Below are 11,109 nucleotides of genomic sequence, written 5' to 3'. Positions count from 1 at the left end.
CCTTGATGTTGGTGATGGTGGCCTTCAGCTTTTGCCCGGTCTGGAAGCGGGCTTTGCGGGCCTGATGCTGGGCCTGGTCTTGTTGGTGTTGATGGTTTTGTTGTTGTCTGTCGTCCTGGGATTTGTTTCCCGCCCCTTGGGGAACGGAGTCCTTGCAACCGGAGTTGTCGTTGGGTTGGGATCCCTGAGGTGGTGAAATCTCGCCAATGGGGATCCCTCCATCCTTGTAGTAGCAAGCCAGCCGGGCTGCCCAGCCCAGGATCTGCAGCATCTCCGCCGGCCTGTCTTGCAGAGGTTGCAAGTACCTTTTGCAGGTTTCGTCAATAAGCTGATAGTATCTTCTGGTTTGTTGGGTACGGCATAGGCCAGTTTCCCGCACCAGCTCGCCGGTGAATCGGAAAAAGCGGGATCCCGCGTCAGGGTGATGGGCAACCGAGCGCAGATAGGCGATGCACTTGCTCAACTCGTTGACATCCACCCTTTCTTTGGCCAAGGTCATGGCGATGCCGTGGGCGAGATCCCAAGATTGGGGGCTGAGATCGACAGTGTCTGACAGCATGGGGGAACCCTCAGTACACTCCGGTGGGCGGCTCGCGCAGAGCAGTGGGACTCAGGATGGCGGCCAATCGCTTGAGTTGTTCGGGCAAGATGTAGCCCTGGGCAGCTTGAATTTGCTCTTGCACAAAGGCTTGGAGGCGTTTTCCTTCCAGGGTATCGGCTTCTGGGGGATCGTAGCGGCTGTAGCGATCTTTTAGGTTGCCGGGCCGCTCGATCTTGTCGAGGGTGACCTGCAGGGATCCCAGGCCCACGGGCTTACCGCCCCCCACCTTCAGCAGCATGGGATGGTTGGGATCCTGCCCCAAAACCGTGAGCAAGGTGCCCAGCTCGGCAGGGGTGAGGTTTTTGAAGTGGATTTGGGTTTTGAAAACTGTGTTTTGTATCGCTTGCTGGGTGGGCGTTCCCCTTGAACTGTCCTGCAACGCGTTTCTGTGGGTGTAGTAGAACTTGCGCCCGATGACTCTGCCGTTTTCCTTCTGAAAATAAGCTTTGCACTGATCCGGGCGTGGACGGTACAGGGGGGGCAGGGATCCGCCGCCGGATCCGGCACTGGTGGCAATGGCATCCCTGAACTCCACCAATCCCTGCCAGTTCAGGGCACCGAAAACGCGGCTGGCCGGACAAAGCTGCTCCTTGTTGCGGCAGGGGTGCCGCTCCGGGGGGATCTGATTTTTGTACCGGCTCGTCATCACCGCAAGGGTGCTGTTGGTGATCGCCTCGTACATGGCCCGGATGGCCCCCTTGAGGGAGCTGCCCTGGATTTTAAGCCTTCCGTTGGGAGTGGTGGTCATGGTTTTGAGCACCGGGATCCCTTTCACCCCGACATCGCTGCCCAAGGCCAAGTGGCCGGTGGAGATGTGGACGGCAGTCTGCACCGTTAGGGTGAGGAAGAGGGTGCCGTGCAGCTTATCGGCGTGGAACTTGGCGTGGCCGGCGGGCCGCTCCAGCTTGGGGGGCTGGGTGGGAAACGGGATCAGCTCATAGGGTTTGGGAGACACGGTTGGGTTACCTCCACCTCGACTGCTGTTGCCGGCAGAGGATCTTGCAGAGGCAGCCTGGTTGGGCAATGGGCGAGGGCCTTGGGGGGTCATGGTCACCTCGGAATCAGGGCAATAAAGTGAACGCGGGCAGTTCGCTCATCTCGGAAGTAGCGCTGGCCCACCTTGAGATCTTGGGGATGGCTGAGGGGCTTGGGAAAGCGGGTTTCTCGATTTTGGGATCCGTACAGGTCGGCTGCGTGATCCTCCCACCGCCACTCTCCCGGCAGAGGGATAAAGGAGTCCGGGGGAGCTTGGATCCCCAGATACAGCAGATCCCAGCCGTGGGGGGTGCTTTTCCAGCGCAGTTCCCCTTGTTGGGAGAAAACTTGCCCCTCTGGACAGACGGGATCCGCCGGGATCCCCACCTGAATGCCGCTGACTCGATGGGGCCAGCGCAGAAAGGAGTAGGTTTTTTCAGAAGTGGAAAAACAAGCCGAGAGCACTTGGGAAAGCGAGGACTCTGCCCCATCTTGAATCTTGAGGGAGGCGACGTAGGCTGGTTTCATACGGCTTTGGCCTCCGCTTGCAGGAGTTTGGCCCAACTGTTTACGGCGGTGGCGAGCAGATGTTCCACCTTGGCCTCAGACGTCTGATCCCAGGTCAGCCGCGCCCCAAATCCCAAAGGCATTGGCTCCGCTCCCACCGGCACCGCTTGGCAATCGGGTTTGGGGAAGCCGTATTTGCCTGCCTCTTCGGGGGTTAAAAATTCGCCCGCCCCCAACAGGGATCCCTGTGGCCAGGTCAGGGGGGATCCCAGCAGTCGAATCTGCTTGTTCGCCTCATCCACCAGGCAGCCCGGATAGTCCACCACCGCCCACTCGTACTCAACCCGAACGGTGCCCATGCCGCGGGACTTGGCAAAGCCGATGCCAAACCAGCCTTCATCCAGATCCCGCAACGCCAGTCCCAGCAGACCCAGTTGGGCCAGGGTAAAGTTTTTCAGGTGGATCTTGGTTTGAAAGGATCCCTCTACGCACACTTGATAGCTGAACGGCCCCACCTCCACTGAGCCGAAGACGCGGTCGATGGCCACCCCATTACGTTCCTCCAGGCGCAGAGGGGTTCCCGGCTTGGGATAGGCATCTTCGATGCGGACCCGGCTGGCGATGGCTGTGTTGCCGAACATCTGATCCGTAAAGGAAGAAAGGGCGTAAACCTGGTGGGGCTCTTCAATTTTTTCCAGCCATTGATTGGCCTTTTGGTCGAGGGGATCGCTGGCCCAGAGTTTGAAGCCTCCCCCCTCAGGACGTCTGTCGCTGCCCACCGTTCGGACGATGCGCTCCGCATGGGCGCGAATTGCCCCTTTGAGGGAGCTGCCGGGAAAATAGACCGTTCGCCCGCCGCCGTGATAGGTTTCGACGAACTCCATATCCGGCTTCGTCGGGTCAGCCCCTTCTTTGCCCGCCTTGATGAGAACAGGGCCATCGGGCTTGAGGGTGAGGCAGAGGGTGCAATGGTTAACGTAGCGTTTGTGCATAGCCTGGGATCCTTCACACCAGAACAGGAGCTTTTGGTTGAGGGGCTTGGGGCGGCAAGCAGTCTGTCCAGTTTGTCAACCGATAGGGGTGGAAAACGCTGACCGTATCGCCAACCGTTGTAGAGTCCATGAAGACCATCGGGATCCCTCCTGACATGAAATAGGGCTAGCGGCGGGGGCCGACCGATTGCCGTTGAGAGGCCGTTGTTAATTTGGCAACCAGGGCTTCCACCCAGTCTTGGCGCAAAGCGGCAGCCTGCTCCGGGCTGAGCGGCTGTCGGGATCCGGCCACCAGCTCTTGAAGGTAGGCCAGCAGCCGTCTTGGATCCCCTTCCGAGTCGAACCAATAGATTGCCGAGATCTGCAGGCGGACAACCCCCAAGCCACGGGAGCGCCCCCCTCCCAGGGGGATCTGTTCCGTTTCCAATTGGTGCAGGCCAATGGCCAAGAGGCCCAGTTCCCATTCCTCGGCATTTTCGACGACGGCATGAAACCGGAAGGGGGTGCTGGCAGGCACCACTTGCAAGTCGTACAGCTTGCCATCTGCCGCCGTTTCCGTATCCCGATCGATGGCCACGCCATCCCGCTCTTGGTACTGGCCAAACCAGGCTTCCGGCACCACGGGCAAATCTCGGATCTGCACCTTGCCGGCCAACCAAGGGGATCCAAACACCTGCGAGACCCAGTCGGTGGCCTCAATGAGCTTTTGAGTCAGAGCCGCATCGTCCCCTTTGTAGTCATTTTTAATTTGGTTGATGATCTGAAATTGCTCGCTGCTGGTCAATTCGCCGGGATCCCTGGCCAGCTCTGGGTTGATGCCCCGCAAGAAACTTTCCAGGCGAGAGCGCATCGCCCCCTTCAAACTGGAGCCGGGAATGAGCGGACGGCCCAGCGCATCCTTGAGAACCGGCAAATCCGAGCCGATGGGTTCGGTGGAGCGGCCCACCCCGATGTGCAGAGCGGTCACGGTGGTGAGGGTGCCGGTGATTTCCAAGCGGTTTTTGAAAACGTCGAACATTGTTCCCTCAAATGGCTGCTCAAGTTAAGGCTTGTACTGCAGAGGTTTGCCATTCCCGAAGCGAGACGGAGCCCTTAATAAAACTCAAGAGGATCCCTAGGATCTGAGCAATTTCTGAGATAAAGTACTCCCTGTCATCGATAAAGAGTTGGTCACCCTCGAGTTTTGCAAATCGCCAGTTGGTTCCTGAGGTTACTGCTCCATAGACACTGTCTACTTGAGAATTGGAGTTCTTGTTAAAGACCTGTGCCCCCACCATACCGGCAACGCACTGGCCCAGACCCCCGATCAAGTCTTCTTTTTTAGCCTCAACGATAATCACCACCGGATCTTGAATGTAGAGTTGGAGAGGGGATAGGCAAATGATGTAGTCGCATAGGCCCACCAACCCCCTCTCCGGATCCACGTTGAATTCCTTGCCGGAAAACAGCGAGATTTGATCCCGACATAGGTACTTCACCTCTCCCAGCACAGGGGCGATGATAAACTCGGAGCGGGCTTTTTCGCTGTTGACCGAGGTGGCCAAGCCGAGATAGCGATCTAGGGTTGTTTTCAAGTAATCGGAGCACTCAGTCGGTGGAACCTCTGCAAACAGGCCATGGATGATTCTTGACCTGAGCTGAAAGGTCGAAATGGCTCTCTCAAGGGTAAAACTGCTGTAGGTCATGGTCTAGGATCCTCCTCCCTCTCGCTTGTACTTGAGGTAGCGGGCCCCATAGCCCAGGTAGCGCCGAATCAAGTCAATTTTGATCTCGTTGACTTTGGGGGATGCTCTTTCAATTCCGGCTTCCCTGGCGATGGCTATAGCCCTTTGATGAATCCAGTTGTCGATGTCTTTGATGATGGCTTCTGCCAAAGAGTCTTTGCCCCGCCCCCACTTGTCACCGCGCCCCACCTGGTAGCGCAAAAAGTTCTTGATCACCTCTGAGCTTTCGGTGGAAGCTGCCACGTGCAATAGGTTGCGATATTGGGCCTCTTCCAATCTGTTGAGACCTCTGAAGTTATCCAAGGCGGCTTGAATTCTGGCGACCAGATCATCTTCGGCCAGCCGGATTTGCCGTTGGATCTTGAGCTCTTGTTCCGATGTGATCTCGCTGGTGGCGAAGGTCATAGCGGGTTCTCCCAGAAATGATGATGGAACGGACTGCAAACTTCGATTTGGCCGAATCCTTCAGCAGTGCGTTCGCCAATCCCCCAGTATTCCATCTCCGCCAAAATCGGGATCCAACGCTCCAGTTGCGTGGTGCTCAGCAGAAAGACGCTGCCCTGCGTGGTTACCAATTCTACATCTTTGAACAGACCCCAGGCAGCGTTCCAGCCGGAGACATAGGCGTAGCTGCTGAAGGCCAGCTCCAAAGCCAGGGATCCATCTTCGCAGTTGGCCTCTTCCTGGAGCATCTGGGGGGTGAGCACGGTGGTGCGTTGCCAGCGCTCTTTGAGAATGGCCCCCGACTGCAGCCCAATGGAGAAATACTGCCGCTCCGGCGGAAGGGGCTGCCAGGGATCCCCGAACACCTGCCATTGTTGCCAGCGCTGCCGCAGCTTTTGGTTAAAGGCTGCCACCCGCTCAGCCAGGGAGGGCTTCGGGGTCCTCAGGTGTCGAGCGGCAAGGCTGACCCGGCCCAGCCCCCGCGACACCCCCCCTCCCAAGGACAAGCGGCGGGCGTGGGTGTTGAGGTAGCGGGTGAGGGTCTCGGCCAGCTCGGGATCCCGCAGGTAGATGTAGCCGCTGAAAAGGGAGCGCTCCAGATGCCCATTGGGGCGGGCTTTGCCCTCGTTCATCACCTCTAGGCTGTAGAGGATTTGGTCGGCAGCAGTGGCGCGGCGACGGTTGATCCCCACCCGCGTGAGCAGGCGCTTGGACACGGCCACCCTTCGGTAGCGGGATCCCTCCTCCTGGCTGTAAAAGCCGCCGAAGGGCTCCACCCTGCCCCCGGAGCCATCCGGCTCTGCCGGATCAAAGGGGATCCCCAGCCGCTGTGAGCAGAAGCGATCCAGGAGCGTGTCGAACACCCCCGTTTTGCCCGCCTCTGAGCGGAAGCCGGGATTGTTTTTCGAGCTGAAGGCCGTGGCCGGCAAGACCTTGCTGCCGGATCCCGGATAGGCGTGGGTAAACACAGCAGGCCGAGCTGCCGTAAACAGGGCGGCCAAATCTCCTTCCAGCGCCTCGGCAGGGCGATGTTGGGTTTGGCTGAGCATGAGGTCGGCCAGAGCACCGCGAATCACGCTGCCGGGAATGTAATCCTGGGCCTCGCTGATGGAGCCGCCCGGCTTTTGCCGACCGATGGCCAAGGGAGACTGAGCCGTTAGGGTGAGTTGAATGGCTTCCATCAGCTCCCTCCCTGGGCCAAGAAAGCCCAATCGGCTGCGGTGGGCTGGAGAGCCTGCAGGGATCCAGGATCCCAGTGCAGCCAGCCCAAACCTGCGGATTTGCTGCCCCCCAGCGCGATCAGGTGGTGCAGGGCCGCCAACAGGAGAGTTTTGCCCCAGGAAGGGCAATCGGGCAAAAGCTGCAGGGATCCGGAAAAAGTCAGCTCAGCCGCGGGAGAGGTCTCAATGAGGTAGAGCCGCTGATCCTCGGCGGTGCGGCGGCGGCGGTTGAGGGTGACCCCAGGGCGAAGAGTTGGTTCCAGAGCTGCTGGCGGCACCTCGCAGACGAGATCCTCCACCCACAGGCGGGCAGGCAGGGCCGGATTGCCGAATATCTGGCAGACCAGACAATGGGATCCGGCGTAGCCCTCCACCTGGTATTCGGGGCGGTGGAAATTTCCTGCGCTGCCCTCCCGCTGCGGACACATGCGCTCTGGGTCGGGAGAGCGGCAAATGGCCCAGCCCAGGCCACGGGCCAGTTTCTCGCACTCGTGGCGCAGCCGCCCCTTCAGTTGGGAGCCGGGAATGATCAGCCTGCCAAAGGCATCTTTGAGCAGGGGCTTATCCGCCAGGGAGCCGCTGGAGCCGCCAGCTCCCACCGCCAGGGCAGAGGCGAGGGTGGCCCTCAAAGGGATAGAGGTGATCGTTCGCCCCGCTTGGGGCAGCTCTGCCAGTCTCACCATCACTCCACCTCCGCCAGAACGGGCCGACCCTCGGCCTGGGGCTGTTTTTGCACAAAGGCGTACAAATCCACCAGATCCCGCCAGATGGTTTCATAGGTTGGCGTTGACGAGGATACCTGTGGCTCAACATACATCCAGGGGGGAAGGTGGCCGTCGTTGGTTTTGGCCTTGCACCAGGTGCGCTCAAAAGCCTCCATCAGCGGCTGCCCCTTTTTGCCCAGGCGGCTGCGGAAATAGAGATAGTTGAGGGTGGCGGTGCGTTTGCCTTTTTCCAAGAAGCTGCGAATCTGATAAAGCTGGGAGCGAGGAAAATTGGCCTCCTGCAGGGCTTGTACCGTTCTCAGCAACCCGTGGATTTCCGGGACGGTATAGGGGCCGGCGTAGAGCTTGAGGGTGTGGCTGTTCTGGCGGATCTCCAGAGCTTCCCGACGAAAATCCTGGATGCTGGAGACAACCAGGGCGACCGACTTCAACGAGAGAAAGTCGATGGTGGCCACAGAGCAGTCCTTGTCTTTGGGCTTCAGCTTTTTCGCGTAGCTCTTGGCGGATTTCAACAGTTGTTCGGTGAGCTTTTCGGCGTAGTAAATGGGGGTGTCTTCCGAGGCGATCAGCACCCCCACCGAGGCGGAGAGCCGACAGAGCTTCCGATCTGCCGCCGGGTAGCGGTGAGGCACCTTGCCGGAAGATTGAGCTGCATAGGTTGCCGAGGTGTCCAGCAGGAGCTGCTCAAACTGCTCACAGAAGGTGGCGGCAATTTCCAGGGCTTTGTGGGCAGGCACCACCACCAACACATCGTCTCCGCCGATGGTCAGGATCTCGAAGGGGTGGATCCACTCGCCGTTGCGGTCTCTGCCGGTTTCCGGATCTGGGGATAGGCCGTGCAGCCGATGGGCCTGCAGGTGCTGGGCGAGGGCGTGGTAAACGGCTTTTTCCGTTGCCTCGGAAACATCCCGGCTAAATTGTCGGTAGGCTTCTGGGGTTTGGATCTGCTGCACATAGCCCCCCATGTCGTTGCCATCGGCGTAAAGGTAAGCCACAAAGCCCTGGCTGCCCAGGCTGGCGTTGGCCACTTCCCGTAGAGATTGGGCCTCGCCGATCCCCTGGACAGATCCCTGATGGGGCTGCAAATAGCGCTCCCGGTAGGGCTCGCCGGCGGGAGAGTTGAGAAAGCGGGCAAATCGCGTTACCCAGCTTTCCACAAAGCCGGGATCCCAGGTGGGGAACTTGCGGAACCACCCTTGCTTGCCTGTTTCAATGCGCTTGGCCTGGCGACCCACCAGGGCTTTGCGAGCGGTGGCTTCCGAGAGCCAGGGCTGATCGACCAGGTCGGCTTTGGCGATGGCAGGGCGACGGTCGGTGCTGTCGCGGCGCAGGTAGGGATGGGTTTCAAAAAAGGCGGGATGGGCGCGGCTGGGGCGACCGGGATCCGGATTGCCGTTGCGGCGGTGGTTGAAGCGGGCGGCCAGGTAACCCACCAACTCGTTGAAACTTTTGCGGTCTTGAAATCTGGCTTCGCTGCCATCCCCAAAATAGGCTCTCACCAGGGGATGGGTTTTGTGTTGCGCCAGCCAATCCAGCCAGGGGGTGCGTTCGATGGGATCCCGCAACAGGCCGTAGCGCAGTTCCAGCAGCCGAAAGGCGGATCCCACGGCGCAGGCGTTAGCGGTGAGGGTTTCTTCGGTGTAGCGCCGCTCGATGGCCTCACAGAGATCGTCCACATGGGCCGCCGGGCAAAAGGCCAGGAGATTGCCCCCGGTGGAGTAGATGATGAGCTCCGGGATCAGGGCTTGCGCCAAAGCCGGGTAGTGCTGCTGCAGCCAAGGCCGGATCTGCTCGGCCACATAGGCCCTCAGCTCTGCTTGAGACTCTTTCCCCAAACCTTCCCATCCCAGGTAGGTTTGCTCGGGATCCCCGAAAAAGGCGGGCAGATCCACCAGGTTAATGCGATCCAACAAAGCGGAGGCCCCGCGGATTTCCGACAGCTTGGCCGACTCGAAGACATAGCTCTTGATCTTGGTGGCCCCCCCGTAAACCAAGCCGATGCGGGTTGTCTGCTGCCACAGCTCCGGGTAGCGGGATTGCAGCTCCGCCGGGGTTCTGGGAAAGGTCTTCGCCGCCATGCTCTCCTGAAATTGGCGCACCTGAGCCAAAATGGGCCGTAGCTCTTCTGGGATCCCGGCCTCGTTGTCGGCGCGAACGGCGGCCCGCATCTGCTGCAAGGTCTCCAGGGCAAACTGGGGATCCCGCTGTTCTCCCCACGCCAGGCACCAGGCCAAGGCAACAGGAACGGGAGAGGGAGCAGAAGTAGGGGTCATGAGCAGCACCTGCGAAATGCGAAAAAGGAAGACAAGTCTTGGACAGGGCTTCCATCGGCTGCGACGGACAGATCCCTAAAGGCTGGGGGCAATTGGCCTCGATTTTTAATCCTTCGCGGAAGACCAAAGCCCTTCAAAAAAGGGTTTGCCGGTTGGGTGGGTAACCAATCGAATCAAGCCGAGAGATGCCATTGAGGTTACCGATTGTTTCAGCCATATCCGATAAACGCTCTCGCCTCATGGTTTTCAGTCCTCTAGCTTGCTAGCAGTATAGATCGAGTGCGATGGGTTGCAGACGATTTCAAGGCTTTCTTCAGATTGTGAGATTTTTTCTGCCTGTACAACGGGCAATTCGAGAGTAAACCCAATAAGAAGGGATCCCTTCTAAAATTTTCTCAATGGAAAGTTGGGTTTTGTGTTGATTGTTGCTGTGGACTGGGAATGGGCTGTGCCTATGCTGAGTTTCTCAGAGCCATCTGCTGATAGAGAAGCGAACGGCAAGTGGCCGACGGGATCCGAGTTGGTGGGGATCACCTTGGAAGTTCAGGCTCCTCGGTCTTACCTGCTGGATCCTCACTATGCCAAAGGGCTGCACGCCTGGTTCTTGAGCCAGGTGCAAGAGACAGACCCGCAGCTATCGGCCTATTTGCACGATGGAGAATCGGAGAAACCTTTTACCCTCTCCCGGCTGATGGGGCCGTTCCGCGAGCAGGGGGGGCGACCGCTGATCCCGCCTCATCTCCCCTTCCGCTGGTGGATCACCGGCCTCAACCCGCCGGTGGTGGAGTGGCTGCGAGGGTGGTGCCAACGGCTGCCCACCTGGCTGGAATTGCGGGGATCCCCGCTGCAGATCCTGGGATGGCAGATCTCGATCCCCCCGCGCACCTATCGTCAACTGTTGGAGCAGCCTCTTTCCCCCCGCTCCTGGAGCCTTTCCTTCGTCTCGCCCACCAGCTTTCGCCACCGGGGCCACCATCTGCCGCTGCCGATCCCTCGCAACCTGTTCCACAGCTATCTGCGCCGTTGGAACGATTTTTCCGGTCTGCCCATCGAGGCGGAGCCTTTTCTGGATTGGGTGGATGGGGAAGTGATCATCCAGCGGCACCGTCTGGAATCGGTCAAAACCACCGCAGGTCGCCAGGGATCCGTGACGGGATTCATCGGCTGTGTGCAGTTGGCTGTCTCCTCCCGTGCGCCTGAGCTGTTGCAGCAGCAGCTCCAAGCCCTGATCCACCTTGCCCCCTACTGCGGCACCGGCCACAAAACCCCCTTTGGGCTAGGGCAAACCCGCCTGGGTTGGTTGGCCGAAGAGCTACCCGCCTCCCCTGTCCCTTCCCGGGAAGAGCAGGTGGCCCAGCGGATCGAGGAGCTGAGCGCCCTCTTTCTCAGCCAGCGGCAACGACAAGGGGGATCCCGCGCCGAAAAAACTGCCCAACTGTGGGCGACGATCCTGGCCCGCCGCGAAGGTGGAGAGAGCTTACAACAGATCGCCGCTGATTTGGAGATGCCCTACGAGACGGTGAAGACCTATGCCAAGCTGGCCCGCCGCTCTCTCCAGTCTGGATCCCAGGACTACTCGTCGAGCAGTCTTCCCTAGATGACTTGAGGTACTTTGTTGAGCCTGATACATTCACGCTGAACTCTCCTG

The 11,109-nt window shown here is 59.6% G+C and carries 11 protein-coding genes; 1 reads left to right on the top strand and 10 read right to left on the bottom strand.

The annotated features are described in order from the left end of the window. From NW818_RS09345 to cas10, 10 genes are all read right to left on the bottom strand, one after another. On the bottom strand, positions 1 to 559 hold a 559-nt coding region (locus NW818_RS09345; protein ID WP_414424392.1), incomplete at its 3' end, for a hypothetical protein. 10 nt (positions 560 to 569) lie between these two features. After that, positions 570 to 1,556 carry an RAMP superfamily CRISPR-associated protein gene (locus tag NW818_RS09340; protein WP_414424391.1) on the bottom strand — a complete coding sequence of 329 codons (987 nt, stop codon included), beginning with the start codon at positions 1,554 to 1,556 and terminating at the stop codon, positions 570 to 572. 95 nt (positions 1,557 to 1,651) lie between these two features. Next, on the bottom strand, positions 1,652 to 2,104 hold the full coding sequence (locus NW818_RS09335; protein ID WP_011432237.1) for a hypothetical protein: 453 nt from the start codon (positions 2,102 to 2,104) through the stop codon (positions 1,652 to 1,654). After that, on the bottom strand, positions 2,101 to 3,075 hold the full coding sequence (locus NW818_RS09330; RefSeq protein WP_414424390.1) for an RAMP superfamily CRISPR-associated protein: 975 nt from the start codon (positions 3,073 to 3,075) through the stop codon (positions 2,101 to 2,103). Before NW818_RS09330 ends, NW818_RS09335 begins: the two co-directional genes overlap by 4 nt. 166 nt (positions 3,076 to 3,241) lie before the next feature. Beyond that, positions 3,242 to 4,093 (bottom strand): CRISPR-associated RAMP protein Csx7, encoded by an 852-nt coding sequence (gene csx7, locus NW818_RS09325; RefSeq protein WP_011432239.1) that lies wholly within the window; start codon positions 4,091 to 4,093, stop codon positions 3,242 to 3,244. Positions 4,094 to 4,112: 19 nt separating this feature from the next. Next, a complete protein-coding gene (locus tag NW818_RS09320; protein ID WP_414424389.1) occupies positions 4,113 to 4,760 on the bottom strand; it encodes a hypothetical protein in 648 nt (215 codons plus the stop codon). A gap of 3 nt (positions 4,761 to 4,763) precedes the next feature. Beyond that, the gene (locus NW818_RS09315; protein ID WP_011432241.1) at positions 4,764 to 5,204 is read right to left on the bottom strand and encodes a hypothetical protein; all 441 of its coding nucleotides are present in this window, start codon (positions 5,202 to 5,204) and stop codon (positions 4,764 to 4,766) included. Beyond that, positions 5,201 to 6,424 (bottom strand): CRISPR-associated RAMP protein Csx10, encoded by a 1,224-nt coding sequence (gene csx10, locus NW818_RS09310; RefSeq protein WP_414424388.1) that lies wholly within the window; start codon positions 6,422 to 6,424, stop codon positions 5,201 to 5,203. The genes NW818_RS09315 and csx10 overlap by 4 nt, the downstream gene beginning before the upstream one ends. After that, complete coding sequence (locus tag NW818_RS09305) at positions 6,424 to 7,146, bottom strand: RAMP superfamily CRISPR-associated protein (RefSeq protein WP_011432243.1); 723 nt, start codon at positions 7,144 to 7,146, stop codon at positions 6,424 to 6,426. Before NW818_RS09305 ends, csx10 begins: the two co-directional genes overlap by 1 nt. After that, positions 7,146 to 9,461, bottom strand: coding sequence for a type III-B CRISPR-associated protein Cas10/Cmr2 (gene cas10 / locus NW818_RS09300; RefSeq protein WP_414329364.1), 2,316 nt, complete (start codon positions 9,459 to 9,461; stop codon positions 7,146 to 7,148). The genes NW818_RS09305 and cas10 overlap by 1 nt, the downstream gene beginning before the upstream one ends. Before the next feature lie 415 nt (positions 9,462 to 9,876). Between cas10 and cas6 the strand changes: the two genes are divergently transcribed. After that, positions 9,877 to 11,058: a CRISPR-associated endoribonuclease Cas6 gene (gene cas6, locus NW818_RS09295; protein WP_011432245.1), complete on the top strand. Its 1,182-nt coding sequence runs from the start codon at positions 9,877 to 9,879 to the stop codon at positions 11,056 to 11,058. Positions 11,059 to 11,109: the final 51 nt, after the last annotated feature.

Origin of the sequence: Synechococcus sp. R6-5 (genome assembly GCF_047461775.1) — a bacterium.
In the GTDB taxonomy this organism is placed as follows: Bacteria; Cyanobacteriota; Cyanobacteriia; order Thermostichales; family Thermostichaceae; genus Thermostichus.
The sequence above is the reverse complement of the archived record's forward strand: the minus strand, read 5'-3'. Positions and strand labels throughout refer to the sequence as shown.

Coding starts and splice junctions, on each gene's coding strand:
- csx10 (WP_414424388.1), bottom strand. CDS start 6,424: ATGGAAGCCATTCAACTCACCCTAACGGCTCAGTCTCCCTTGGCCATC.
- NW818_RS09320 (WP_414424389.1), bottom strand. CDS start 4,760: ATGACCTACAGCAGTTTTACCCTTGAGAGAGCCATTTCGACCTTTCAG.
- NW818_RS09315 (WP_011432241.1), bottom strand. CDS start 5,204: ATGACCTTCGCCACCAGCGAGATCACATCGGAACAAGAGCTCAAGATC.
- NW818_RS09330 (WP_414424390.1), bottom strand. CDS start 3,075: ATGCACAAACGCTACGTTAACCATTGCACCCTCTGCCTCACCCTCAAG.
- cas10 (WP_414329364.1), bottom strand. CDS start 9,461: ATGACCCCTACTTCTGCTCCCTCTCCCGTTCCTGTTGCCTTGGCCTGG.
- csx7 (WP_011432239.1), bottom strand. CDS start 4,093: ATGTTCGACGTTTTCAAAAACCGCTTGGAAATCACCGGCACCCTCACC.
- NW818_RS09335 (WP_011432237.1), bottom strand. CDS start 2,104: ATGAAACCAGCCTACGTCGCCTCCCTCAAGATTCAAGATGGGGCAGAG.
- NW818_RS09305 (WP_011432243.1), bottom strand. CDS start 7,146: ATGGTGAGACTGGCAGAGCTGCCCCAAGCGGGGCGAACGATCACCTCT.